28 protein-coding genes, 1 tRNA gene and 1 pseudogene are annotated in these 26,357 nt (G+C 35.8%); 21 read left to right on the top strand and 9 right to left on the bottom strand.

What is annotated here, in order from left to right; translation table 11 throughout:
• The 6 genes and pseudogenes from hisA (at position 1) to AN34_RS06395 (ending at position 4,155) form a co-directional block, all read left to right on the top strand.
• Positions 1-750, top strand: coding sequence for a 1-(5-phosphoribosyl)-5-[(5-phosphoribosylamino)methylideneamino]imidazole-4-carboxamide isomerase (gene hisA / locus AN34_RS06415; protein ID WP_029283439.1), 750 nt, complete (start codon positions 1-3; stop codon positions 748-750).
• Between the two features lie 167 nt (positions 751-917).
• Positions 918-1,337: pseudogene (locus AN34_RS21865) on the top strand (endonuclease domain-containing protein); the annotation flags it as partial.
• A gap of 9 nt (positions 1,338-1,346) precedes the next feature.
• Positions 1,347-2,147, top strand: a complete 801-nt coding sequence (gene hisF, locus AN34_RS06410) for an imidazole glycerol phosphate synthase subunit HisF (RefSeq protein WP_051666320.1) — start codon at positions 1,347-1,349, stop codon at positions 2,145-2,147.
• Positions 2,148-2,188: 41 nt separating this feature from the next.
• Entirely contained in the window at positions 2,189-2,791 is a 603-nt protein-coding gene (gene hisIE, locus AN34_RS06405; RefSeq protein WP_029283435.1) for a bifunctional phosphoribosyl-AMP cyclohydrolase/phosphoribosyl-ATP diphosphatase HisIE, read from the top strand.
• Between the two features lie 46 nt (positions 2,792-2,837).
• On the top strand, positions 2,838-3,206 hold the full coding sequence (locus tag AN34_RS06400) for a hypothetical protein (RefSeq protein ID WP_029283433.1): 369 nt from the start codon (positions 2,838-2,840) through the stop codon (positions 3,204-3,206).
• Between the two features lie 49 nt (positions 3,207-3,255).
• A complete protein-coding gene (locus AN34_RS06395; RefSeq protein WP_029283431.1) occupies positions 3,256-4,155 on the top strand; it encodes a WD40 repeat domain-containing protein in 900 nt (299 codons plus the stop codon).
• A gap of 4 nt (positions 4,156-4,159) precedes the next feature.
• Here AN34_RS06395 and AN34_RS06390 read toward each other — a convergent pair whose 3' ends face one another.
• Together AN34_RS06390 and AN34_RS06385 are read right to left on the bottom strand one after the other, a co-directional pair.
• Complete coding sequence (locus tag AN34_RS06390) at positions 4,160-4,882, bottom strand: carboxypeptidase-like regulatory domain-containing protein (RefSeq protein ID WP_029283429.1); 723 nt, start codon at positions 4,880-4,882, stop codon at positions 4,160-4,162.
• Positions 4,883-4,918: 36 nt separating this feature from the next.
• Entirely contained in the window at positions 4,919-5,704 is a 786-nt protein-coding gene (locus AN34_RS06385) for a C40 family peptidase (protein ID WP_029283428.1), read from the bottom strand.
• A 107-nt stretch (positions 5,705-5,811) separates the two neighbouring features.
• On the opposite strand from AN34_RS06385, the gene AN34_RS06380 reads away from it, so the two are divergent.
• The 3 genes from AN34_RS06380 to AN34_RS06370 all read left to right on the top strand — a co-directional run bounded on the left by AN34_RS06380 (position 5,812) and on the right by AN34_RS06370 (position 8,210).
• The gene (locus tag AN34_RS06380; protein ID WP_029283427.1) at positions 5,812-6,270 is read left to right on the top strand and encodes a universal stress protein; all 459 of its coding nucleotides are present in this window, start codon (positions 5,812-5,814) and stop codon (positions 6,268-6,270) included.
• 13 nt (positions 6,271-6,283) lie between these two features.
• The gene (locus AN34_RS06375) at positions 6,284-7,537 is read left to right on the top strand and encodes a serine hydrolase (protein ID WP_029283426.1); all 1,254 of its coding nucleotides are present in this window, start codon (positions 6,284-6,286) and stop codon (positions 7,535-7,537) included.
• A 142-nt stretch (positions 7,538-7,679) separates the two neighbouring features.
• Complete coding sequence (locus AN34_RS06370; protein ID WP_029283425.1) at positions 7,680-8,210, top strand: adenylate kinase; 531 nt, start codon at positions 7,680-7,682, stop codon at positions 8,208-8,210.
• Between the two features lie 58 nt (positions 8,211-8,268).
• On the opposite strand, the gene AN34_RS06365 is transcribed toward AN34_RS06370, so the two are convergent.
• On the bottom strand, positions 8,269-8,619 hold the full coding sequence (locus tag AN34_RS06365; protein ID WP_029283424.1) for a 4Fe-4S dicluster domain-containing protein: 351 nt from the start codon (positions 8,617-8,619) through the stop codon (positions 8,269-8,271).
• 78 nt (positions 8,620-8,697) lie between these two features.
• On the opposite strand from AN34_RS06365, the gene AN34_RS06360 reads away from it, so the two are divergent.
• The 5 genes from AN34_RS06360 (at position 8,698) to dnaJ (ending at position 12,772) form a co-directional block, all read left to right on the top strand.
• Positions 8,698-9,714, top strand: a complete 1,017-nt coding sequence (locus AN34_RS06360; protein ID WP_029283423.1) for an acyl-CoA reductase — start codon at positions 8,698-8,700, stop codon at positions 9,712-9,714.
• A gap of 87 nt (positions 9,715-9,801) precedes the next feature.
• Positions 9,802-10,005: a hypothetical protein gene (locus AN34_RS06355; protein ID WP_029283422.1), complete on the top strand. Its 204-nt coding sequence runs from the start codon at positions 9,802-9,804 to the stop codon at positions 10,003-10,005.
• Position 10,006: 1 nt separating this feature from the next.
• On the top strand, positions 10,007-10,690 hold the full coding sequence (locus AN34_RS06350; protein WP_029283421.1) for a cell division ATP-binding protein FtsE: 684 nt from the start codon (positions 10,007-10,009) through the stop codon (positions 10,688-10,690).
• A 240-nt stretch (positions 10,691-10,930) separates the two neighbouring features.
• Positions 10,931-11,512, top strand: a complete 582-nt coding sequence (locus AN34_RS06345) for a nucleotide exchange factor GrpE (RefSeq protein ID WP_029283420.1) — start codon at positions 10,931-10,933, stop codon at positions 11,510-11,512.
• A 93-nt stretch (positions 11,513-11,605) separates the two neighbouring features.
• Positions 11,606-12,772 carry a molecular chaperone DnaJ gene (gene dnaJ, locus AN34_RS06340; RefSeq protein ID WP_029283419.1) on the top strand — a complete coding sequence of 389 codons (1,167 nt, stop codon included), beginning with the start codon at positions 11,606-11,608 and terminating at the stop codon, positions 12,770-12,772.
• Between the two features lie 147 nt (positions 12,773-12,919).
• Here dnaJ and AN34_RS06335 read toward each other — a convergent pair whose 3' ends face one another.
• On the bottom strand, positions 12,920-13,873 hold the full coding sequence (locus AN34_RS06335) for a DUF3829 domain-containing protein (RefSeq protein ID WP_029283418.1): 954 nt from the start codon (positions 13,871-13,873) through the stop codon (positions 12,920-12,922).
• Positions 13,874-14,147: 274 nt separating this feature from the next.
• Here AN34_RS06335 and AN34_RS06330 point away from each other — a divergent pair, with 274 nt between their 5' ends.
• On the top strand, positions 14,148-14,723 hold the full coding sequence (locus AN34_RS06330) for a 2'-5' RNA ligase family protein (RefSeq protein ID WP_029283417.1): 576 nt from the start codon (positions 14,148-14,150) through the stop codon (positions 14,721-14,723).
• Here AN34_RS06330 and AN34_RS06325 read toward each other — a convergent pair whose 3' ends face one another.
• On the bottom strand, positions 14,724-17,144 hold the full coding sequence (locus AN34_RS06325; protein WP_231625490.1) for a BamA/TamA family outer membrane protein: 2,421 nt from the start codon (positions 17,142-17,144) through the stop codon (positions 14,724-14,726).
• Between AN34_RS06325 and AN34_RS06320 the strand changes: the two genes are divergently transcribed.
• The 4 genes from AN34_RS06320 (at position 17,129) to AN34_RS06305 (ending at position 19,047) form a co-directional block, all read left to right on the top strand.
• Complete coding sequence (locus AN34_RS06320) at positions 17,129-17,875, top strand: RNA methyltransferase (protein ID WP_029283415.1); 747 nt, start codon at positions 17,129-17,131, stop codon at positions 17,873-17,875. The genes AN34_RS06325 and AN34_RS06320 overlap by 16 nt on opposite strands.
• Before the next feature lie 69 nt (positions 17,876-17,944).
• Positions 17,945-18,018 (top strand) — tRNA-Cys (locus tag AN34_RS06315).
• A gap of 34 nt (positions 18,019-18,052) precedes the next feature.
• Positions 18,053-18,223 carry a hypothetical protein gene (locus AN34_RS06310; RefSeq protein ID WP_010602219.1) on the top strand — a complete coding sequence of 57 codons (171 nt, stop codon included), beginning with the start codon at positions 18,053-18,055 and terminating at the stop codon, positions 18,221-18,223.
• A 107-nt stretch (positions 18,224-18,330) separates the two neighbouring features.
• On the top strand, positions 18,331-19,047 hold the full coding sequence (locus AN34_RS06305; protein WP_029283412.1) for a YoaK family protein: 717 nt from the start codon (positions 18,331-18,333) through the stop codon (positions 19,045-19,047).
• 144 nt (positions 19,048-19,191) lie between these two features.
• Here AN34_RS06305 and AN34_RS06300 read toward each other — a convergent pair whose 3' ends face one another.
• The 4 genes from AN34_RS06300 to nudK all read right to left on the bottom strand — a co-directional run bounded on the left by AN34_RS06300 (position 19,192) and on the right by nudK (position 22,166).
• On the bottom strand, positions 19,192-20,223 hold the full coding sequence (locus AN34_RS06300; protein WP_029283410.1) for a quinone-dependent dihydroorotate dehydrogenase: 1,032 nt from the start codon (positions 20,221-20,223) through the stop codon (positions 19,192-19,194).
• 112 nt (positions 20,224-20,335) lie between these two features.
• Entirely contained in the window at positions 20,336-20,986 is a 651-nt protein-coding gene (locus AN34_RS06295; RefSeq protein ID WP_029283408.1) for an NAD(P)-dependent oxidoreductase, read from the bottom strand.
• 77 nt (positions 20,987-21,063) lie between these two features.
• Positions 21,064-21,471 carry an Rrf2 family transcriptional regulator gene (locus AN34_RS06290; RefSeq protein WP_029283406.1) on the bottom strand — a complete coding sequence of 136 codons (408 nt, stop codon included), beginning with the start codon at positions 21,469-21,471 and terminating at the stop codon, positions 21,064-21,066.
• A 110-nt stretch (positions 21,472-21,581) separates the two neighbouring features.
• A complete protein-coding gene (gene nudK / locus AN34_RS06285; RefSeq protein ID WP_029283403.1) occupies positions 21,582-22,166 on the bottom strand; it encodes a GDP-mannose pyrophosphatase NudK in 585 nt (194 codons plus the stop codon).
• A 211-nt stretch (positions 22,167-22,377) separates the two neighbouring features.
• On the opposite strand from nudK, the gene AN34_RS06280 reads away from it, so the two are divergent.
• Positions 22,378-24,285: an ABC-F family ATP-binding cassette domain-containing protein gene (locus tag AN34_RS06280; RefSeq protein WP_029283401.1), complete on the top strand. Its 1,908-nt coding sequence runs from the start codon at positions 22,378-22,380 to the stop codon at positions 24,283-24,285.
• Between the two features lie 711 nt (positions 24,286-24,996).
• Positions 24,997-26,274, top strand: coding sequence for a DUF5103 domain-containing protein (locus AN34_RS06275; protein WP_029283399.1), 1,278 nt, complete (start codon positions 24,997-24,999; stop codon positions 26,272-26,274).
• Positions 26,275-26,357 lie beyond the last annotated feature (83 nt).

The raw sequence follows: 26,357 nt of genomic DNA, 5'->3' as shown, positions 1-26,357 counted from the left end.
ATGTACATAATTCCTGCTATTGATATTCTGGATGGAAAAGTTGTTCGCCTTCGTGAAGGTGATTACAATCAGAAAACTGAGTATGATGTTTCTATTGCCGACATGATAGAAAAATACCGTTCAAACGGAACAGATTTCATTCATATTATTGATTTAAATGGTGCTAAGGGCGATTTTAGCAATCAGAAATCATTGTTTGAAATCATCAAAAAAACTGAAATGAAGGTACAATATGGCGGAGGTATTCGTACTATTGAGCAGGTTACAAATTTGCTCGATGCCGGAATTCACCGGGTTATTGTAGGTACTCAGGCCATCACTAATCCTGACTTTTTACAGCAATTAAGTGAGGCTTTTGCTAAAAAAGATGATTATGCCAACCGCATTGTAATTGCCATTGATGTTTTAGATGAAGTGATCAAATATTCTGGCTGGATGGAAAGTTCACCCATTAAATTAATGGATTATGTGGATAAGTGCCTGGCATTGGGATTCTTCCGTTTCTTATGTACGGATATCAGCAAAGATGGAAAGTTAGGTGGTGCAGCTGTTGAATTATATAAAAAACTGCTGGAGCATTCTCCAATGATTAAGTTAATTGCTTCAGGCGGGGTGAGTTCGATGGAAGATATTTACGAATTGGCCAAATATCCAATCAGAAGCGTAGTAGTTGGAAAAGCCATTTACGAAGATAGAATTACCATCGAAGAGATTAAAGAATGGAATTTGAAAGCATTGAGTAGTATATAACCCACCAGCCCCCTAAAGGGGGAGCTAATAACATCGTGGAAAGGCGAGCGATTAGTGGATAGTACCATAACATTGAGTGCGATAGAACTTAAGGAAATTAAGAGTTACAAGCGAGTTGGAATGTAAGGTTAAATGTCTGTTCACATAATAGTTTTATTTAATAAAATATGAACAACGATAAGACAAAGCCTAATTTAAAAAATTGGGGTTTAATTGATGATGATCTTGATTTTTTGCAAGTCAATGAACCAAAAATGTTTTATGGTGCTTCGAACATCATTTTTGAAAACGCCAAGAAGTTAAGAAATACGGTCACAGATGCTGAAAAATTATTATGGGAACATCTTAAAGAAAAGAAACTAGGTGTAAAATTTAGACGACAGCATCCAATTTCTTCCTTTATTGCTGATTTCTATTGTCATGAGAAAAAATTAATCATTGAATTAGATGGCAGCATCCACAATATAAAAGAAATTTTTGAGAATGATTTAGAAAGACAGGCAGCAATTGAAGCTTTTGGAATAAAGGTTATTAGATTTAAAAACGAAGAAATTTATAAAAACATAGACATTGTTTTGAACAAAATAAATAAAGCCATGCAGGCTGAGCAATTTATAGTTCCACCTTTAGGGGGCGGAGGGGGTTTAAGTAAAAGAATAATTCCTTGTTTAGATGTTAAAGATGGCCGCACAGTAAAAGGTGTAAACTTTGTTGATTTACGCGATGCAGGCGACCCTGTAGAATTAGCAGCTCAATATGCACAACAAGGTGCTGATGAGTTGGTTTTCTTAGACATAACGGCCACTCACGAACGTCGTAAAACGATGATTGAGATGGTAAAATCTGTTGCACGCCAGCTCAATATTCCTTTCACCATTGGTGGTGGCATCACTGAAATTGCTGATGCGGAGGCTTTATTAAATGCTGGTGCCGATAAGATCAGTATTAATTCTGCGGCAGTAAGGAATCCAAAACTTATTGAAGAACTGGCCAAAGCTTTTGGTGTTCAGTTTGTGGTTTTGGCTGTTGATACTAAATACGTTGACGGTAAAAATATGGTTCATTTAAATGGAGGGCGCTTAATTACAGAACTGGAAACTGAAAACTGGATTAAGCAGGCAGAAGATTTGGGTGCAGGAGAAATTTTGTTAACTTCTATGGATCATGATGGCACTAAAGCTGGTTTTGATTGCGGTTTGTTAGGCCGGATTAACCAAATGATCAACATTCCAATTATAGCCTCAGGCGGAGCAGGTAGCATGGAACACTTTACAGAGGTTTTCCAAAAAGCCAACGTAGATGCAGCGTTAGCAGCATCCGTATTTCACTATGGTGAAATTTTAATACCTGATTTAAAGAAAGAGTTGCGAGGACATGGAATCCCCGTAAGATTATAAATTAATAAATACACTCGTCATTGCGAGGCAACATCATAAAAATGAACATCGATATACAATCTCTTGATTGGGATAAAACAGCCGGCTTACTTCCTGTTATTATTCAGGATTATAAAACCCTTGAAGTTTTAATGCTAGGTTATATGAATGCTGAAGCTTTGGAAAAAACACAAACGGAAGGCAAAGTAACTTTCTTTTCCCGCTCAAAAAACCGCCTTTGGACGAAAGGAGAAACCAGCAACAATTTCTTGTATGTAAAAGAACTTTTTGTGGATTGTGATAACGACACGATCTTGATAAAAGCAGATGCAGTTGGACCAACCTGTCACACCGGTAGCCGCAGCTGTTTTAAAACAGATTTTAATCAGAATTTTATTTTTGAGCTCGAAAATATCATAACTGATCGATACGAAAATCCTGTTGAGGGCTCTTACATTAATAAGATGCGCAGCAAAGGTTTGAATAAAATTGCACAAAAGGTTGGTGAAGAAGGGGTAGAAACAGTTATCGCCGCACTTGCTGAAAGTGAGGAAGAATTGATTGGCGAAGCATCTGATTTAGTTTTTCACCTGCTATTTTTATTGAAAGAAAAAGGTTTATCCATTCAAGATATTGCAAAGAATTTGGAAAAGAGACATCAGTAAAGTTGCGAGTTACAAGTTGTGAGTTACAAGGCAAATTGCTTTAGAAATGACAGATATTTTTGAAACCATTTTAAAGGCTAAAACCGAAATTTGGCATTTTCTTTTAGTATTTATAATTTCTGCTTTAGTATGTTTCTTCTCATACACCTTAATTATTCCTCTTATTTATTGGGGTGCTTATGGAAAAGGTGCTGAATTAGCAAGAATTGAGGCTTTACCAATCAACGTATTTATTGACGAGTGGGGCGCCTTAATTTTTATTGTTTTAATTTTAATAATTTTGACAGGGATTAATCTAAAAATACATAAAATTAAAAGGACAAAGTCATTCATATTAACATTATTGATCATAATACCGGTTTACTTCTTTAGAAATCCAATTATTGATTTATTAATTGAACTAGAAATTTACTAAGCCATCGGCTACCTGACCTGCAACTTGTAATCCACAACCTTCAACTCTTATGCTTAAACACCTCAAAACCCTTTCAGGCCATCAAAATCCTGTGTATGCTTTGGCGAATTCAGATCAGGATGAAACATTTTTTAGTGCAGGGAATGATAAAGGTATAGTGGAATGGTCATTAAATACCATGGCTTTTATAAAGGTTAAAATGCCTGTACAAAGCTCTGTTTACTGTTTGCATTATTACAATAATCAGCTTTTTGTTGGAGAGCGCAGTGGCGCTTTTAGTGTCTATGATTTAAAGGGAGAAAAAGTAATTGCCCGAATTAATGCACACACCAAGCCCATTTTCAATATTCAAACGGTTAGAAGTAAAAACGAGCTGCTAACAACAGGTGAAGATGGAACTGTGGCAGTTTGGTCATTAAAAGATTTTACGGAAGTTTATCGTTTCCAAGCTGCATACGATACGGTTAGGGCAATTGCCATTTCAACTGATGAAAAGGAAATTGCTTTTGGCTGCAAAGATCACCTGGTAAAAATCTATCATCTTGCAGACTACAGCACTAAACAAAATTTAGATAGTCATACTTTACCTGTTACTTCTTTGGCTTATCATCCGAACGGAAAATATTTAATTTCTGGCAGCAGAGATGCGCAATTGAAGATTTGGACTTTACCTGGCTATGAATTGATTAACACCATTCCGGCGCACATGTTTACTGTATATGATATAGCCTTCCATCCTACCCTACCTTACTTTGCAACGAGTAGTCAGGATAAAAGTATTAAACTTTGGGATGCAGAAGGCCTTAAGCTGTATAAAATATTAAGTTTAGAAAAAGCGGGTATTGGGCACACGCATTCCATCAATAAAATTATTTGGAGCAATGATGGAAAGTTTTTAATTTCTACAGGCGATGACAGGCAGGTAATGGTTTGGGAGATGCATTTGTAATGTTTTATCCATTCAAAAACTGGGCAATTTTTTCAAGAAATGTTGGTTGTTTTAATACTCCAAATCCGCCTAAAATATAGCTTCCCATTTTCAAGCCAATTACAATACGTGCTTTTTTGGATAAGTTTATTTTTATGTTTTTACCCTCATAACCAATATACCTTAAATCTAAAATCACATTTTTTTTGAATTTATTTCTATCTAAAACAAGTTCAAAATTTCCATCCTTATCCGTAACAGCGCTTATAGATGAGCCTTTTACTCTTATATTTGCACCAATAATAGGCTGCTTTTCATCTTTATCGATCACAGTTCCACTAATGGTCACCAAATCTTCTGATACATTCTTACACTCGATGTTTTTGGAAAATGATTTTCGACTGTCGCTCTGAAAAGTAGCGAAAGGTTTAGTATTAATTGCATTTCCAAGCTTTGGAAAACTTAATAGCGCTATTAATGACGCAGCAACTAAACCAGGTTTAAAATTTCCTACTGAAAAATTTGATTTTTTTTCAATTAAACGGTTAAGTTGCTCTGGTTTAAATCTGCCACAGCCTTTACCTTGATTTCGAACAAACCAATTCTTCAATTCAGCATCAGAAAATTGAGTAAAATCAACAACTGCCTTTTGACAACCGATGCAAAACTTACCATTTTGATGCGCTTTCATCTCAGCCCAATGTGCTGTACATGGCTCATTTATTATTAGTTTAAAAGAAGTTGCCATAAATCAGTTTTTATAATATGATGCCGCTTTGGGGGTTTATTCCACAAACCGTTTAATAATCCTCAATTTATGGCTGTAAACACCCAATTCCCTATTAAAAATCCCCTCATCATCAATCGGATCTATCTTTACTTTTGCAGAAGCATGAATAATCTCGTTCGACCCCAGCATAATACCCACATGGGTAATTTTTCCTTCTTCATTATCAAAAAAAGCTACATCACCAGGCCTGCATTCTGCTAGAAAACCAACCAGTTCACCTTGTTCTGCCTGCTGAGAAGCATCCCTGTTTAATTTGATATTCAACATTTTAAAAACCGTTTGCACAAAGCCAGAGCAATCCATCCCAAACAAGTGTCTACCGCCCCATAAATAAGGTATGTTTTGAAAAAACTTTGCTGTTGCTTCAACATCTGCCTTAAAATTTACTTTTGTTGGATCATGCGGCTCGAAGTTTAACCGATACTTCTCCTTTCCGGTATAACAAAACCCTTCTGCTAGGTAAGGCAGGTTGCTAGCCGGATTTAAATGATACAAACTTCCATCGGTAGCCGTTAATACATTGTTGAAACTCAAGGGTGCCAACCACTTACATTCTTGCAAATCTATAAACTGATCCTGGGTAATGGTAGTCAGCTGTCTGAAATCCATCCAGCCTTGATAGCCATCATAACCATTTTGAATGAGCCACCAGCGCTCATCTTTTTTAAGAATTTCTACGTGATCGCCAAACAAAAGCTGCGAAACAATTTCTGCTCGATCTGAAGGTTCAGCTCTTAAAGGTGCTACAGCAACCCTACAAATTCCATATTGATTTTCCATCTGGTTATGATCGGTAAAGATATCCGTAAAACTAATAAATTAATCAATTGTCTAACATTTCGCCCCTAAATTTGTTATTTTTATGATGATTATTTAATCTTTCCAATATGAATTTTAAAAAAATATTAATTGCTGTGGACAACAGCACCTGTTCAGAAAAAGCAGCTAAAACTGGTTACGATATGGCTGAAAAATTTCAGGCTGAAGTGGCATTGGTTAATATTATAGAGCCCGTTCCTGCAAATGTAAATCCCGATTTAACACTGGCGCCTGTATTTTTAGAAACCTATGACAACAGTGAAGAGAATAGCCATATCTTACTAAAGGAAATTGAAAATAAATATGGCAATGGCATTCAAACAACCTATTTAAGTGTGGTAGATACTGCCGCTCATGGTATTATCCAACAATCAGATGAATGGGGATCAGACCTGATCGTTATCGGAACTTATGGCAGAACAGGTTTATATCACTTTTTAATGGGTAGTGTGGCACAGCATGTGGCCAGGAAATCTGCATGTCCGGTATTGATTATTCCAAATAAATGGGACGTATCTGCAGAATAATTCACGAAAGCCAATGAGAAAAATAATTTATTTCCAGCTCCTGTTTGTATTATTTACTTGCCAGTTAACACAGGCACAAACCAACAGCACATCTTTTTTCATTTCTGAAAAAAAGATCCGGCAGATCGATCAACTTTTTAAACAATACCTGGATAGCGGCTGGATAAAAGGGATTACCGCAAACATCGCCATTGATGGCAAAACGGTTTACAACAAGGCGTTTGGCAATCAAGTAGGAAGACCATTCAAAACAGATGATATTTTAAGAATTGCCTCACAAACTAAGGCGATTACCAGTGTTGCGGTTATGATGCTTCAAGAAGAAGGCAAATTTTCACTTGATGATCCCATTTCCAAATACCTCCCCACCTTTAAAAATCCTGAAATTTTAGTAAAATTCAATTCGAAAGATTCCACTTATACCTCCAGACCTGCAAAAAATGAAATCACCATCCGTGAATTGCTTACTCACACCTCCGGACTTGGATATGCACAAATTGGCTCGCCTGAAATGCAGGCCATTTACGCTAAGGCAGATATTTCAGCAGGATTTGTAGATCATAAAAAACTATTGAAAACCGATATTGATAAATTGGGTAAGCTTCCACTCTCTTCTGAGCCAGGCCAAAAATGGCAATATAGTTTAGGCATGGATGTATTAGGCAGGTTAGTTGAGGTAACATCTGGTTTAAATCTTGATCAGTTTTTTAGAGATAGGATTTTCATTCCGCTGGGCATGAACGACACTTATTTCGCTTTGCCAAAAAATAAACAGCTGAGATTATCATCTGTTTATACCGAAGATCCAAAAACCAAAGCAGTTATACCCTGGGTAGATGGTGTAGTTAAGGGATCATCCATTAATTACCCGATCAATGAAAATGGTTATTTTGCAGGTGGTGCCGGGTTGGTATCTACCTCTAAAGATTATGGAACCTTTTTGCAGATGCTTTTAAATGGTGGTGAATACAAGGGTAAAAGAATTTTATCAAAAAACAGCGTAGCCTTAATGACAAAAAATCAAATTGGCAATATCCCATTCGGAGATAATTATTTTGGATTGGGTTTTGAGGTGGTTTCTGATAAGGGAAGTAAAAAATTGGGACAAACAGCCGGCTCTTATGGATGGGGTGGGTTTTTCGGTTCAACGTATTGGGTAGACCCCAAAAAGAAGATGGTTGCGCAAATCTATGTTCAGCAATCACCATTGTCTCACGGACAATTGCCTAATCAGTTTAAAGCATTAATTTATCAAGATAATAAATAATTGAGATAAGCCTTTAACCAAAGCGATAATATCGAATCTGTTTTTACAAGGCAATATCCCTGAACTTAAATATCAGTTTTACAATTTTTGGAATATCCCAAATAAATGCGATTTTTGAGGTTAGATTTTTCAATCAAACAAAATGAAAATTCATTTATTTGGGGCTTCTGCTTCCGGTGTTACTACGCTCGGTCATGCCCTGGCGAAGAAATTAAATATCCCCTATTTTGATAGCGACCAATATTTCTGGTTGCCCACTGATCCACCTTTTACTTCAAAACGCAACCCTGAAGAAAGAAATCAACTTATTAAAAAAGCTTTAACGGATACTGATCATTGGATTTTTGGAGGGTCGAGCGTAAGTTGGGGTAGCAATGTGTTTCCCAAATTTGATTTAATCGTATTTCTCTGGATTCCGCCTGATGTGAGACTGAAGAGATTGAAAGAAAGAGAATTTGAAAGATACGGTTCAGCCATTTATGATGACCCCGACCGGAATAAAAATTATCAGGAGTTTATGGATTGGGCAACCCAATACGATATTGATCCAAAAGAATCTGGCTTCAAAGGTAGATCTTTAAAAGTGCATGAAGACTGGATAAAGGGTTTAAATAGGGAGGTATTGGAAATTAGAGGAGATTTTAGTGTAGAAGAAAGAATTCAAAAATTATGAAATATCTTTAAATTAAAAAGGCGCTAAAAATAGCGCCTTCATTTTATATTTTCAAAGCTTATCCTTCTTGATGTAACCAAGCTTTTTTAGCTAATAATTCTTCTTCCGTTTCGCGGATATCTTCATCATCCACACAACAATCTACCGGACAAACCGCAGCACATTGAGGTTCATCATGAAATCCTTTACACTCGGTACATTTATCAGATACAATATAATAAACTTCATCAGAAACAGCTTCCTGAGCAGAATCAGCTTCTATTTGTTGATTACCAAAATCGATGATACCTTCTAAATTCGTACCATCAGAAAATCGCCATGCAGTACCGGCATCGTAAATTGCGTTATTAGGGCATTCCGGTTCACAAGCCCCACAATTTATACACTCATCTGTTATTTTAATCGCCATGTCTTCGTCTAATTCTTTTGCTTAGTTTACCTTTGCGCTGCAAATATAAGATATAATCAATTAATAATAATTCTAAATATGTCAGTTTTAACACAGGAAAAAGCAATAATTGCATTCAAAACACTTGGCAAAAAACTTGCTCATCCTACTGATGTTTTAGGAGACTCCATTTATCAGGTACAAAACAGCAATGCCTGGTTTACTTTAGCGTATATAGAAAAGGCAATTCTATCATTTTCTGAAATGTTAAATGATGCGGATGTAGATCAATGGTTTGAAACTGTTCAGTTTACTTCATCAGCAAAAAAAATCGGTTTAATACTTGCCGGGAATATTCCTATGGTTGGCTTTCATGATGTGCTTTGCGTATTAGCTACCGGCAATATAGCCCTGATCAAGCTATCGTCATCTGATGACAAATTAATTAAAATGGTAATTGCTGAATTAATCGCTATTGAACCTGCATTTAATGATAAAATTGAATACGTAGAAAGGCTAAAGGATTTTGATGCCGTAATTGCGACTGGAAGTAACAACTCTTCAAGATATTTCGATTATTATTTCAGTAAGGTACCTAATATCATCAGAAAAAACAGAAATAGTGTAGCTGTGCTTGATGGAACTGAAAGTGAGGAAGATATTAACAATCTTGGTGCAGACATTTTTGATTATTTCGGACTTGGCTGTAGAAACGTTTCAAAACTCTATTACCCTAAGGGATATGATATTGCCCGATTTTACGAAGGAATTGAGCATCATCAAAACATCATCAATCATTTTAAATATCAAAATAATTACGATTATAATAAGTCTATTTACCTGGTGAATATGGCTAAACACTTTGACAATGGATTTCTGTTGCTAAAGGAAGATGAGCAACTTACCTCGCCACTTGCGGTTTTATTTTATCAGGAATATGAAAATCTGGCCACGGTTGAAAATCAGTTAAAAGCACAGGCTGAAAACATTCAATGCATCATTTCAAAAGCTGATATAAGTCTGCCAAAATTTCAATTCGGTGAAAGTCAGCACCCTAAGCTTTGGGATTATGCAGACAATATAAATACAGTTCAATTTTTAAATAAACTGGCATAAATCTGTTGTTGTAAGTATCAAAGGAATACTGATCCCTATCATCTTTTGCCTTTCAGCTTTCAGCTTAAATAGTTATTTTTGAAAACAATGTATATCGTTAAAGTTAAAGGCATCGCCAAAATTCCAGATTATGTGCAATTAAGAGATGATAAATTTACACTCTTGGCATATTTTAGGGTAGACAGACCAGATAAATCCTTAGAAAAATTAGGGCTGGCAGATAAACAAGATTACATTATGGAAATGATTAAAGATTTGCCTTTCGGGCAGATTGCTAAATTAGAAATATAAAATGGCAGGAAACGCAGTAATTCACTTAAGCAATGTTGATGTTTTTCAACAGAAACACTTGGTACTTTCTAACGTAAATTTACATATTGAAAAAGATGAGTTCATTTTTTTAATCGGCCAGACCGGTTCTGGTAAAAGTAGCTTACTAAAGATATTATATGGCGATTTACATATTGGTAATGGAGAAGGAAATATTGCCGGTTTTGATTTAAAGAACTTAAAAGAAAGCCAGGTACCATTTCTACGCCGTAAACTAGGTGTTGTTTTTCAGGATTTTCAATTGCTTACTGATCGTACCATTGAGAAAAACCTGGAATTTGTTTTAAAAGCCACCGGCTGGACTGATGCAAAGTTAATTAATGAGCGGATTAAAGATGTACTGGATAAAGTAGGCTTACGCTCAAAAATCAGAAAAATGCCTCATGAAATTTCTGGGGGTGAACAACAACGAATTGTAATTGCCAGAGCGCTGTTAAATGATCCGGAAATTATTCTTGCAGATGAGCCAACCGGAAATCTGGACCCTGAAACATCTGAAGAAATTGTAACGCTATTAAGGCAGATTAGCCAGGCAGGAACAGCCGTTTTAATGGCTACTCATGATTATCATATTATTCGCACCTTTCCATCACGCATTATTAAATGTGAAAATGGTGCCGTATTGGAAGGCGCACAAATTGCTTAGGGGTTAGGTTTGTAGAATTACGATTTTAGCATATTTGATCATCAAACTTTAAAGCTAAAATCGTAATCTAAACCCAGCAATCATCCATCTCCCTTTCTGCCAAAATCGTATCTCTAAAATCAACAATCTTACGTCCACTGTCAATCTGTTCAGATTACGCTAAATAAATCTGCCAGCTTGGCTGATTTAGGTTAATGGCAAAATAGTTGACATTAACACAAAAAATTCAGCCTGTATATTATGTTTAACAAGAAGAAAAATAACGATAAAGACGAAAATATAGTGAATCCTGAAAATACATCAGAAAATCCAGTTGAAAATGCAGAACAAACTGATACCACGGTAAATCAGACAGTAGAAACTCCTGAATTATCGGCAGAAGAAAAGTTACAAGCAGAAGTTCAACAGCTTAATGATAAATATTTAAGGTTATATGCTGAGTTTGACAACTATAAACGCCGTACACAAAAAGAACGTGTTGAGTTGTTACAAACTGCCGGAAAAGATGTAATTGTATCATTATTACCCGTTCTGGATGATTTTGATCGTGCTTTAAAGGCAATGGAAACCGCTGCAGATGTTGCACCAGTTAAAGAGGGCATCCTTTTGGTAAGCACCAAATTCAAAAACACACTTGCACAAAAAGGTTTAAAAGATGTGTCAAGCATTAATGAGCCATTTAATACAGATTTCCACGAAGCCATTACCAATATCCCTGCTCCTACTGAGGATTTGAAAGGAAAAGTAATTGATGAAGTGGAAAAAGGCTATACCCTTAATGATAATGTAATCCGCTTTGCTAAAGTTGTAGTAGGCGCGTAAATTAATTATTGAATGCCAGAATGAACGAATGATTGAATGGTTTATACATTCTCTAATTCAATCCTTCAATAATTCAATCATTTTAAAAAGAAGATGAGTAAAAGAGATTATTACGATGTATTAGGCGTTAGCAAAAGTGCCGCAGCTGATGAGATAAAAAAAGCCTATCGGAAGATGGCCATTAAATATCACCCGGATAAGAACCCTGGCGATAAGGCTGCAGAAGATAAATTTAAGGAAGCAGCAGAAGCTTACGAAGTTTTAAGCAGTGCTGAGAAGAAACAACGTTATGATCAGTTTGGTCATGCAGGTGTTGGCAGTAGCGCATCAGGTGGTTACGGCGGTGGCGGTAATATGAATATGGATGATATCTTCAGCAACTTTGGAGATATTTTTGGTGGACATAATCCTTTTGAAAGCTTTTTTGGCGGTGGTGGCGGTGGCCAGCAACGAGGTGGTCGTCGTGTAGCGAAAGGCTCTAATCTCCGCATTAAAGTTAAATTAACGCTGGAAGAAATTGCTCATGGTGCAGAGAAGAAAATTAAGGTAAATAAACTAATTTCTTGTAAAACCTGTGATGGCACTGGTGCCAAAGATCAATCATCTGTAAGTACTTGCGGTACTTGTGGCGGTAGCGGACAAGTAAGACGCGTAACCAATACCATTTTAGGCCAGATGCAAACAGCATCTACCTGCCCAACTTGTAATGGTAGCGGACAGCAAATTACGGCTAAATGTAATGTTTGCCATGGCGAGGGTGTAGTACGTGGTGAAGAAACCATTACCATTAACATCCCTGCTGGTGTAAGTGAAGGTATGCAGTTAAGCATGAGTGGAAAAGGTAATGCTGCACCAAATGGTGGTATCCCTGGAGATTTAATTATATTAATTGAGGAAACTCCACACGAAACATTAAAGCGTGAAGGAAATAATATTGTTTATGACCTGCATTTAAGTTTTGTTGATGCGGCCCTGGGCTTAAGCATTGAAGTACCCACTATTGATGGTAAAGCAAAAATTAAAATTGAGCCTGGAACGCAAAGTGGAAAATTATTACGCCTTAAAGGAAAAGGTTTACCTGAGGTAAATTCTTATCATAGAGGAGATGAGATTATTCATATTAACATCTGGACACCAAAAGCATTAAGTAGTGAAGAACGTAATATTTTAGAAAAACTACGTGAATCACCAAACTTTAAGCCACAACCAGGTAAGAACGACAAAAGTTTCTTCGAAAGAATGAAAGAATATTTTGAATAATTCTTTTCTAAAAGAATACAATAAAAAACCCGATAGCTTTGCTATCGGGTTTTTTGTTTGCTAATGTTTAGCGCTGAAGTAGTAATAAAAAAAAACATCGTTGCTTAGGTAACTTCCTCAGCTCGTGAAACAATTTTATTTTACCGACTAACCTACAAAGTAATTATAAGTAGTACGCATGTACTCGTGTTTTCTAACCAAATCTTCGATGTCACTTTCCGTTAATTTGCCTGTAGCAGAAGCATCTCTAAGTGTTTTTTTAGCTTCAATTAGATAATCTTTAAAACTCTCATTGAAACGATTAAACGAACCATCTTTACTTGGAAATTTTGTTGCATCCGGAGCATCCATTTCAGTGTGTTTTTTATTTTGGGCTTCCAGGGCTGCGTAGGCTGATTTTATTTTGGCTTCATCTGCTTTAAAATTCTTGGTGTCCATCATTACCTTGTTAAAATCTCCTACAGCTTTTCTATCATCTTTCATCGCAAAAATATATTCCTTTAAAGGATGTGTTTTCAAAATGATTCTTTCCGCATCATCTCCAATCACTTCAAGTTTGGCTAAAAGATTCTCATCATATTTATAATAAGCTTTACTCATGGAATAAATAGAATCAATTAATTTTTTCCCTTTAACGCTCTTATCATCCTTCCAGTCTTCTGCCTTTAAATAATCATCTAAAGACTTATAAGTATCTTTAATTTTTGTCATGGTTTCATTTAAACCAGCTACATTTTCTTTAAAGTACTTTTGATCATCACTGCTTAAAGCTGATGGTGGTGTTTCGGGTTTAAGTTTTGAAGTGCTAAAAGCTGAAGAAGAGTAGGGTGAAATAATCCCAATAAAAGCAAATCGATCATTGGGATTATCCAGCCCCTTATCTATCTTCTGCAAATTTTCATCAAGTCTTTTTAAGTATTCATTGTTTTTATCGGTTAAACCAACCAAAACGTTATTATACTCTACAATTTGATTGGCATCATCATTATCGGCTTCGGCATATTCTGTTTTTGCTCCATCTTCCTTTTTTTTATCTCCACTTTTACAAGCAGTAAATGAAATGGCAATTGCCACGACTAATAGTTTAATAGTTGACTTCATTTTTTAGTTATTTATATTATCTGATAATTGTTTGAAACGCATATACCTTTTGGCGAAAACTTTAACAATTACAACTACAAGTTGTTTTGGAAAAATTTAAATGATTACAAAAAAGGAATCTCTATCACTATAAAGTTATTCATCTAAAAGAAACTTAATTCAATCCTTAAAACTTTTAATAATACGTCCTGTTTATCGAAATGAAATGACAAATTAGGTGCTTAACATTTATATTTAACGTCGTTAATTTGGTAATGACAACTCCAGTCAATTTATGGAAAATTTATTTTTAGTTTGCCTCATTCCACCAGTTTCAATTGTTGAAGACATTGATACCATCAGAAATTATATTTCTGAGACGTTTAATGTTTATGAATCTTTAAAAAGGCCTGCACATATTACCCTATATAATCCGGTAAAAATTACTTCAAGAGAAATGGAAGAACGGTTCTTCAATGCATTGTCATCAGCAGCTTACCAGAATTCTTTTACGCAAATACTATCTCATTTTGGTTCATTTCCATCGCACACTTTTTATCTTAATGTGGAGCAAAACACAGGCATCATGAGCCTTCAATCACAGATTAAGACTGCACTGAAACCATTAAAATTGCTTCTACAAACCGATAATTTTAAATATACGCCACATTTAACCCTGGCTTTTAAGGATGTGAAACCGCCAGTTTTTGAAGAGATCGTTAAAACATTTAAAGACCGGAAATTTAAAAGAGAATTTTTAGTTTCCGGATTTTCAGTTTATAAACATGTAAACAAAAGATGGCAGCCTTATAAAGAATTTCTGTTTAAAAGCCCAAAAGATAATCCAAAAACATTTGATCTTTTTAGTTAGTTAAAATGGCATGCCGATACCAAAATTATATTGAACAAAACGATAAGTATCTGGTGAGTGGGTGGCGTTATAACTATCTTTAAACTCTTTTGTTCCTGAAAATAACTTACCAATTACCCATTGATCGTTGCCTGAAAACTGCGGATCTTTTAGCTTAAGACCAATATCAAAACGAAAAACAAAATATTGAACATCATACCTAAAACCAATCCCAGTACCTATTGCAACCTGTTGAGCTAATTTACTTAATTTAAATAGTGTCTTTTCTCTTTCTGCCTCATCTACATTAAATATGAAACTTGAATTGTTCAAGTTCCAAACATTTCCAGCATCAACAAATGCAGCTCCTTTTAATGTTGCTCCAAAAAACTTTTTTACTAAGGTACAACGGTATTCAAAATTAGTTTCAATCTTCATCTCTCCTAATTGATCCAAGCCAAAAAATGCTTTACGTGCCTCAGGGGTTGGAATCACGTCCCGATTGTAATTACCTGGACCTAAAGTTCTTGCCTGCCATGCCCTGATTCCACTAGATCCACCTGCAAAAAAGAGCTTTTCAAAAGGAATACCATAGTCAATTGCATTGCCGTAGGCATAACCCACACCTGCATTTACCCTGGCAATAAATTGTTTTTCGCCGCCTAAATGCTTATACCATCTTAAATCAATTTCTGGTCTTACATACTGGTTAAATGGCAAGCCAAAAATTTTGGCTGTATTACTACGATCCGGATCGCGCTGGGCTCCGGTTATACTGGTTATTGCTTGCAATAAATTACCTGCGATATCAATTCCTCCCCTGAAATAAAAAAATGTTCGGTATTGATTTAATTTATCATTATTTAAAGTGTAAACATATTTCATCCCTAAGGTAAAATCTTTTCTATTCAGCAATGCTGCATAATAAATATTGTTATTAAGTGTAACAGAGTCTACACCTGGTTCAATATTTCCAAATCGATATTCAAAGTTTAGTGGCGTAAAAGAGTGAAGTTTTGATTTAGTTTCAAACCAGTCATAAGTAATCGAATTAATAAAGATATTTCTCACGGAAATATCTTTTTGCAAAGCATAAATATAACTGGAAGAAAAAGTAGTGTGTGGCATTCCATTTCCCCCCAGTTCAGGGTTATAGAAAGGAATAATTAAACGTGGTACAGAAATGCTGGCACTTACAGAAAAGTCTCGCTGATAGATATCTTTGAAAGGCTTTGCACCATTGCCTAACCTAGACTGTAAACCACCTTTAATCTGTAATTCGAATCGTTCGGCTCCCCTAAAAAAATTATTATTTGTATAGGTGTTACTGAGGTTAAAACCTACCGTACCGCCATTAAATGGCACCTCACCTTCTACCCTGTTGCTCATTACCTTTTGAGGGGTTAGCAGAATAATTGGAATAATCTTGTTTGATGTACTATCGCGATTGTAATAATCGATTTTAACATTTTTAAAAATGTTTAATTCATACAAACGATCAAAAGTTAAGTTTTCATTTCTGATATCAAACATATCTCCCCTTTTCAGGAAATCATATCTTACAATCGGATTTCTTCTGTAACGTTTAGAAAAATCTGTGAAAATAACACCGCCAACAGTGTCTTTACTTAATTTACTTCTTACAGAATCTGGAAAGCCATCCGGACTAGGTGCAATAAGCATATGCGTATAATCAATATTATACTGCTTATGCGGCCCTTTCGGCGGATTGGTGATGTTTAATCTAACATCTACCTGATCGGGTTTTGCCGTTTCAATTACATCAAAATTTACATAAGGCCTAAGGAAATAAAAATAACCATTTTCCTTCATTACCCTGTAAATCTGCTCTCGTTCATAAGTAAGTGAATCTACATCATATTGCATTCCCTCATGCAAACGTGAAAAAGTCGGTTTAGTGGTATTGTAAACACTTTTAACATTAGGGGTATAGATAGAATCAGTAATTTTATTGATGTAAGAAGGTTTGCCCTGATCTGCCTTAAATCGTATATCAGCCTTTTTATCCTTTACACTAACTTCTGCAGTAACCTTTGCAGAAAAGTAGCCCTTACCAACCAAAAACTTTTGAATCTGATTTCTCGAAATTTCAACCAGTGTACTATCTAAAATAGCTGGTGGTGTACCGAAGGGTTTTATGTTGTTGGTTTTATAACGTCCATCTTTCGTATTAAAAAGATTGTAAAGCGGTACATTAATACTAAAAGCAGAAAGCGGTCTGATATCTTTTTGCACATAATTGTATGCCTGCTCTTCAAATCTTTTGTCTACACTATCAATAGTAACCTTTTTAACTATTGATTGATAATCTGCAATGTATTTTGTAGATGAACAAGCCTGAATTAAAACAATAAATAATAGTAATATTGCAAGACTTTTAAGTTTAGAATATATTAAAGATTGGTATGCTTTCAAAATCACAGATTAGTTTTATTAAATCATTACATCAAAAAAAGTATCGTAAAGAAAATGGGCTGTTCCTGGTTGAAGGTATAAAATCGATCAGAGAATTTATATCATCAGACTACCGGATTGATACCATTTATTACGATAAAGAGCAATATCAACATTTACCCAAATTACCAGCAAATATAAACTTATTTGAAGTAAACAACGCCGAATTAAGCAAGATTAGTACTTTACAAACTCCACAAGGCTTTTTGGCATTGGTTAAAATACCTGAAACTAAAAATATTGCAAAAAAAGACCTTAAAAATAAATTCACACTGGTACTGGATGGTGTTCAGGATCCAGGAAATATGGGCACCATTATAAGAACGGCAGATTGGTTTGGTTTTGAAAATATTATCTGTTCTATAGATACCGTTGAAGCTTATAACCCTAAAACGGTACAGGCAACCATGGGGTCTTTAGCCCGGATAAAAATATTTTATGAGGACTTACCTGCATTTCTAACTCAAATCGATATTCCGGTTTTTGGAGCATTATTGGACGGAAATTCCATTTATGAAACCAAATGGGGTGAAGAAGGATTGGTTGTGCTCGGCAATGAGGGGAAAGGAATTACAGCAGCGGTTATTAAAAAGATTAATCACCCTGTAACCATCCCACGAATTGGCGCAGCAGAATCATTAAACGTTGCCGTAAGTGCCGCTATTTTTTGCACTGAAATAGTGAGAGTTAAAAATTAAATACATATTTATTGCGATATTATTTGCGGGCTTAGTAATAATTGCTATTTTTGCAACCTTGAATTTCAAGGTCGAGTGGCCGAGTGGCTAGGCAGAGGTCTGCAAAACCTTCTACAGCGGTTCGAATCCGCTCTCGACCTCCATTTGTACAAATAAAATAATTAAAAGGTTATTACCATGGCAGTTACCAGATTAAAAAGAAAAGACAGAAGAAATAAAAATACAGCTCACCAAGAGGTAGCATTTTTAAAAAGAGCAACTAACATTGAGTTAGGAAGCCGTTCTGCTCAACCTAAAAACGATCAATTAGCTAAAAACAATGCTGTTTTAGCTGGTTTAGCAAAATAGTTTTTAGAAAGAAATTCTTCTTTAAGATTTAAAGCATCCTTCTGATCAAAGGATGCTTTTTTTATTGGGTAAAATTTGATGTAAATTTATAGCATCAATAAAATTAAATGTTTACGCATCACGGAAAATCAAGAACATTAAGTCATAATCTAAAAATTGCTTCTCTTTTGTCTTTCGTTGCTGGTGTGGTAAATGTTGCCGGTTTTTTAGCTGTTCAAAAATTAACCACAAATGTTACTGGTCATTTTGCATTTTTTGTAGATGAGGTTTTTAAACTTCATTTCGTTGCAAGCATTACGTATTTTCTGTATATCTTCTTTTTCTTTTTAGGCTCATTTACATCCAGTTTTTTGATAGAGTTGATATCCAGAAAAAACATGCGCTATGTTTTTGTTATACCTACCATTATAGAATGTATTATCTTATTTTTTGTTGCCCTATTTGGCAAAAAGCTAATTACAGAAAACCCGAATTTAATCGCCTTTAGTTTATTATTTGCCATGGGTTTACAAAATTCATTAGTTACAAGAATTTCTGGCGCACTAATTCGCACTACGCACTTAACTGGTTTATTTACAGATTTAGGCATTGAACTTTCACAGTTATTTTTTCGCAAAACTGAAGAGCAAAGAAGAAAGTTAATCACAAACACACAATTACGTTTAAGAATAATCTGCTTCTTTTTTATGGGTGGTGTTATTGGTGGCCTCACTTATTCTTCTCTTGGCCTGCACAATCTATTCATACCAACTACAATTTTAATATTAGGCTTATTTTACGATACGCTAAAGTTTAAAATCATACATTGGAAAAGAAATCATTAACAGTAACAATCTGTTTTCAAGATAAATAAACAACCTTGGAGATTTTGCATTTAAATTGATCTTGTTGACATCAAATTTTAGATACAGTATACATGCATCATGAAACGATGTTTACTTAAGGCAAAAAGGATAAACAGAAAAATTTTATTTTATTAGCGACTTACAGATGGATTTAATTAATCCTGGCCCTTCGTAAATAAAGCCTGTGTATAACTGAATCAGGCATGCCCCAGCATCTAATTTTTCTTTTGCATCTTTAGGAGAGTGGATTCCACCTACTCCAATAATTGGAAAAGCTTTATTTGATTTTTCTGAAAGATATTTAATCACTTCTGTTGACCGCTCTTTTACTGGCCTACCACTTAAACCGCCCATCTCTTCAGATAAAGCTTTTTCTGTAGCCAGATTTTCCCGACTGATGGTCGTGTTGGTAGCAATAATACCAGCAATTTTTGTCTCCGCCACAATCTCAATAATATCATCTAATTGTGCATCGGTTAAATCGGGTGCTATTTTTAATAAAATTGGGCGTGAAATATCATTTTTACGGTTACGCTGCTGGAGTGTATTCAGAATGTTTTTAAGTGGCTCCTTTTCCTGTAACTGACGTAAACCCGGGGTATTTGGAGAACTCACATTCACCACAAAATAATCCACTACATCAAAAAGCCGATCAAAGCATTTAATATAATCGCTTACCGCATCTTCATTTGGTGTGGCTTTATTTTTACCAATGTTGCCACCTACAACAATATCAGGATGCCTGTCTTTAAGCAAGCGCAAACGCTCTGCCATCACATCCACACCTTTATTGTTAAAACCCATCCGATTGATCAGGGCTTCATCATTTGGTAACCGGAACATCCTGGGTTTATCATTTCCAGGCTGTGGCATTGGCGTAACCGTTCCAACTTCTACAAAACCGAAACCCAAATTACTCAATGCTTCTACATATTCGCCATTCTTATCAAAACCAGCGGCCAATCCAACAGGGTTTCTGAATTTAATTCCAAAAACTTCTCTCTCTAAACCTTTAATATTGATATCGAAACTGCTTCGAATGATGGTTTTACCCAATGGAAACTTATCATTAAACCATTTGAGCCGCTTAACCACAAAGTAATGTACGTTTTCAGGGTCAAATTTAAAGAATATTGGTTTAATAAGGCGATACATGCCACGAAGATAAATAAAATATGGAAAAAAGGGATGATGTAATCTCGAAATTGGATAATCACTTACCCTATCCCTAACACTACATCATCACTTTTATGATATTTTGTATTTTTTAGTATGCTGCTGTAAATTGTTCTTGGTGATGTGCATTTTTTTCCAGTTCATCAGCAATCACAATTGATAAATCTTCAACAGATAATATCGAACGTCCTTCCTCATTAAAAACCGGGGAAGTTTTTCCTAAACGGTATTTACCTGTGCGACCAATGGTAATACCCGGATGCATTTCAATTGCCGGACTGAAGAATACCCAGTCTAATTCTTTTTCTTCTTTCAATTTATTAAAATAGTCTCTCACTGCTGATGCACCAGGGTAAATTTCTTTCGGAAAATCTGATCCATCTACCAACTGATTACCATCTATTTGCAAGGTACCTGCACCGCCAATAAAAATAAAGCGTTTTACACCTGATGCTTTAACGCCCGCCTGAATGGCTTCCGCTCCTGCAACCGTATCCTGATAAAGGTTTGGATTGGTCCAGCCTGGGTTGAATGCGCTTACCACTGCATCTGCACCTTTTAAAGCCGCAGCTAATGCTTCAGTATCCAATACATCAACAGCTACTTTGGTTACTTTTTCATCCGTACTTTCAATTTTAGCCGTATCGCGGGCAATGGCAATTACTTCATTTCCACGACTTACCAACTCATTCAAAAGGGCTTTGCCTACAAATCCTGAGGCACCTATCAATGCTACTTTCATATTCTTAAAATTTAATGTTTAACTTGATATTTATTTATAATTGTAATATTTTTAGTTACAGTTTTAAGCAAAAAAAACTATTTAAACTTTATTGCAAAATCTGCCAGGGTTTGTTTCGACAGGTTTTGAATTAAAGCATTTTCAGCCTCACTATACAAACTGATTAAATGTTGGTTAATTTGTTTTCCGATTGGACATTTCGGATTAGGTTCATTTTTATTCTGCCCTAATATATAATCTGATTTTACCGCATTGTAAACTTCACCTAAATTAATGTCTGCTGCACTTTTAGCTAAAAATGAGCCTCCACCCTTTCCTTCCTTGCTATCTACGAAGCCAAATTTCCGCAGGTTCATAATCTCTTTACGCACTAAAACCGGATTAATGTTGATACTTCCAGCCAAATAATCAGAACTCAACAATTCGCCATTTGCATCATCAAGCAAGGTGAGAATATGTAAAGACACTGGAAACCGATTATTCATTCTGTAATTATTTTTGTTACAGTACAAAGGTAAATACTTTTTTGCTTTTTCAAAATTTATTTAAAATATGATGAAAGTACCTGAATCAGAAAGAGGTTTACTGTTCATACTTAATCCAACAAATGATTCAGTTGAGCATATTGTAATAGCATAATCGTTTTCCCATCTTTAATTTCACCAGTCTTAATCTTATTGACAGCATCATTAAAAGACATTTCTAAAACTTCGATATTCTCCTGCTCCTCATGATGACCGCCACCATCGCTCACCTTCATATCTTTTGAATATTCGGCTACGAAAAAATAAAGGATTTCGGTAACAGAACCTGGTGACATATAGGCTTCAAAAACCTTTTTTACATCCGTAATTTTATAACCTGTTTCTTCTTCTGTTTCTCTTTTGATGGCTGTTTCCGCATTGTCCTGATCCAATAAACCAGCACAGGTTTCAATGAGCATTCCGCTTTCATTGCCGTTAACGTAGGTTGGCAAACGAAACTGCCTGGTTAAAATTACAGTTTTTGCTTGTTTATTATAAAGTAAAATGGTTGCGCCATTGCCCCTATCATAGGTTTCGCGGCTTTGGGTCTCTATTGATCCATCTTTTTTATGGTATTGAAAAGTGACTTTATTAAGGGTATACCAATTATCTGAAAGAAGTTCCGTGCTAATGATCTTAATGTTTTCGTTGTTCATGTTTAATACTTTACGTCCAAATATATTATAATTTTTAGCTGATATCATTAAAAGAACGGTAACGATGTGTTAAGATTGTGGTATTTCATATCAGCATTTCATACGCATTCTTTGCGTTAGCAAGTCATCTGCAAATAATTAAAAATGATGTTTTTTCTATTTCATTTTGAAACTAAAAAAAGCCTTTAAAATTCGTACTTTTGCAGCCGAAATGATTTCAATAAATAATTTAACATTCCTGATTGGCTCAAGAGCCTTATATGATGAGGCCAACTGGCACATTAAACCAGGGGATAGAGCTGGCTTAATTGGCGCTAACGGAACGGGAAAATCGACACTTTTAAAAATAATTGTTGGTGAATACGCACCGAGTTCTGGTACGGTCTCTATGTCTAAAGACCTGAAAATCGGTTACCTTAACCAGGATTTACTCTCTTACGACTCACACCACAGCATTTTGCACGTAGCGATGGAAGCTTTTGAGCGCCAAAACAAGCTGCATGATGAAATTGAAGAGCTGCTTAAAAAAATAGAAACGGATTATAGCGAGGAAGTTTTATATAAACTAAGTGATAAACAGCAGGAATTTGAGGCACTTGATGGTTACAACATTGAATACAGGGCCAATGAAATTTTAGCAGGTTTGGGTTTCAGCACAGCAGATCAGTTACGTCCGCTAAATACCTTTTCAGGAGGCTGGCGCATGCGGGTAATGCTTGCGAAAATTCTTTTACAAAATCCTGATATTTTGCTGCTTGATGAGCCTACCAACCACATGGATTTACCTTCTATTAAATGGTTAGAGAACTATTTAATGGGTTTTGAAGGTGCCATCGTCATTGTATCTCACGATAGGTATTTCTTAGATAAAATCGTAAACCGTACTGTTGAATCACGCAAAGGAAAGTTAACTGTTTACGCAGGTAACTATAGCTTTTACGTAGAGGAAAAAGCTTTGCGTGGGGAGATTCAAAAAGGTGAATTTAAAAATCAACAGGCTAAAATTAAACAGGAAGAACGTTTAATTGAGCGTTTTAAAGCCAAAGCTTCTAAAGCTAAAATGGCACAATCGCGCATGAAAGCCCTTGATAAAATGGAACGTGTTGATGATGTAGATGATGATAACCCAACGGTAAACTTTAGCTTTAAATTCACTAAGCCATCTGGCCGTCACGTGGTTCGGATTGAACATGCCACCAAACATTATCCAAATGTTCATATTTTGGAAGATGCTGAGGCCGTGATTGAAAAGGGCGATAAAATTGCCCTAATCGGGGCCAACGGAAAGGGTAAATCTACCTTATTGAGGATGATAGCAGGCACAGAGAAATTTGATGGTTTCTGTGAAACCGGACATAATGTAACCACCACCTTCTTTGCGCAGCACCAGCTGGAATCATTACACCTTGAAAATTCGATTTTAGAAGAATTACAGGCATTTGCGCCTAAACATAGTGATACTGAATTACGTGGTATTTTAGGTTGTTTCTTATTTACCGGTGATGATGTTTTCAAAAAAATTAAGGTATTGTCCGGTGGTGAAAAATCACGTGTGGCACTGGCCAAATCCTTAACCACAGATTCGAACTTTCTGATTCTGGATGAGCCAACCAATCACCTTGATATTCAATCGGTAAACATTCTGATTCAGGCACTTGATCAGTTTGAAGGCACCTTTATTGCGGTATCTCACGATAGATACTTCTTAGATAACGTAGCCAACAAAATCTGGTTTATTGAAGGTGAAAAAATTAAGCAATACCCAGGCACTTACGAGGAATACGAAGAATGGAATAGCAAACGCGAAATTCCGGTTTCAAAACCTATTCCTGTGAAAATGCCTGAAAAGGAGAAAGAAGCACCAAAGCCCGTTACACCTAATACTGCTAGTCAGTTGAAAAAACTGAACGATGAGTTAAAAAAGATCGAAACTTCAATAGCTGAATTGGAATCTTCTGTAAAAAACATCGAAGCAGAACTAGCAGATGAAAATGTTTATGGCAAAGCTGATAAACTGGCTGAAGCGAATAAGCGTTACTTAGCTGCCAAAAAAGATCTGGATCAGCATCAGGCTAAATGGGAAACCTTAGCTGCTGAAATTATGGAGCTGGAAGGTTAAGTAATTTTTAATAGTTTTTAAAGCCACAGGATTATTTCTGTGGCTTTTTAATTATTATCCTTGAGAGGAGGAACGACAGCCTGCCCCGACCTTTCGGGGAAGCCATCTCCCTTTTTAATTCTTCGATGAAGATTGCTTCAGCAGATGAAGATTGCTTCAGCAGATGAAGAATCTGCTTCGCAAAGACGATTTTTCTTGGGGATGCACTAACAAAACCGTCATGCTGACCTGTAGCGCATCGGAAAGCTAAGCAGTAAATTTAGTTCAGCACCTATAAAATAAGATCCTGAATCAAGTTCAGGAGGACGAATTTTCAAGTGGAATCGTCCTTGCAAGGAGGCTTCTTCAGCCGACGAAGCAATCTCTTTTATAGACTCCTCGATGGAGATTGCTTCAGCAGATGAAAGATCTGCTGAAGCATCCGATAGCTATCGGATGATGGATTTTCGTACGGACTCTCTAACCAAACCGTAATGCTGACCTGTAGCGTAGCGGAAAGCTACAAAGTAAATTTAGCATCATTCTGAATTCATTTCAGAACAGCAACTATTTCGATAGATCCTGAATCAAGTTCAGGAGGACGACTCTCTAAAAACTTACTGGAGGCAGACTAAACCACTAACCTCATAACCCCCTAACCAATCTAACCTCTTAAACAAAATTATCACATCTACGCACGCTATCTTTAACGAATACTTTTTACATTTACCTATGCAAAAACTAATCGCCATACTTTTATTTTTTATTTCTTCCCTAACCTTTGCCCAAACCAACCAAACTTTCAGTAACGAGAATAAAACTTATCTGCCCAACATCAAAACGGTGCTTTGCTACAACAGTTCAAAAGAACAAAGCATTCCGGTGATTATGCTAAATTCAGCAGAAAAAATTATACTTTCATTTGATGATTTACTTGGTGGCACGAAGAACTACTGGTATACGATTGAGCATTGCACCTCAGATTGGCAAACATCCAGAATTTCAACAACAGACTATTTAGATGGTTTTAATGATGATCGGATTATCGATTACCGCTATTCATCTAACACCGCCAGAAAATACACCCATTATCAAATCAGTTTACCCAATACGCAAATCCAACCTAAAATTGGCGGCAATTATATCCTGAAAATTTACCTGGATAGTGATAAAAATAAACCTGTTATTTCACAGCGTTTTTATATTCTGGATAGTCAGGTGGCTGTAGCTACAGAGATTACCAACCCTTTGCAGGTTAGCGATCGCAATGCCAGGCAGAAAATCAATTTTACTATCAATTACAATATGTCTATAGCAAATCCTTACCAGGAAATTAAAGCTATTGTAATGCAAAATTTTGATCCGAATACTGCCATCGTCAATACCCGTCCGGCATTTATTAAACCCAATCAACTGGTTTATAATGACATCAACACCAATGATTTTTTCGGGAACAACGAATTCAGAAAGTTTGACACCAGAAGTTTGCGCTATAAAGCAGGTAATGTAAAAGATATTTATCGCGACAGCCAATCGGTTAATGTCATGCTGTTTCAGGATGCGCCAAGAAATACAGGTGCTTTTGGAAATCAATTTGATGAAAATGGAAACTTTTTTATCCGGAACACCGATGGCAGAGATGACCAAACAGAAGCTGAATATACCGACATTCTCTTTACACTGAATGCTATAGCACCAAGTGCAAATGGCGATGCTTATGTGGTTGGACGTTTCAATAACTACACCTTAAACAAAGAAAATCAGCTGATTTATGATGCGGGCAGAAAACAGTTTTATGCCAATATTTTACTTAAACAAGGCTTATATGATTATGAATATGCCTGGGTAAATCATGACACCAAATCTGTAGAAACACAACCATTTGAAGGATCTTTTTTCCAGACTGAAAATAGCTACCAGATTTTTGTTTACTATCATCGACCTGGTGCCCGCTGGGAAACATTGGTTGGATATACCAATTTAAGCAATAAAATCTCAGAAGGCAGATAAAACCTTTTAGCTAAATAATAAATGTCATTTATACTTTTATTGTTACATAAATTTTCTTCATTTTAAAATTGGTTAATTACTTT

This window comes from Pedobacter sp. R20-19 (assembly GCF_000708265.2).
In the GTDB taxonomy this organism is placed as follows: domain Bacteria; phylum Bacteroidota; class Bacteroidia; order Sphingobacteriales; family Sphingobacteriaceae; genus Pedobacter.
The sequence above is the reverse complement of the archived record's forward strand: the minus strand, read 5'-3'. Positions and strand labels throughout refer to the sequence as shown.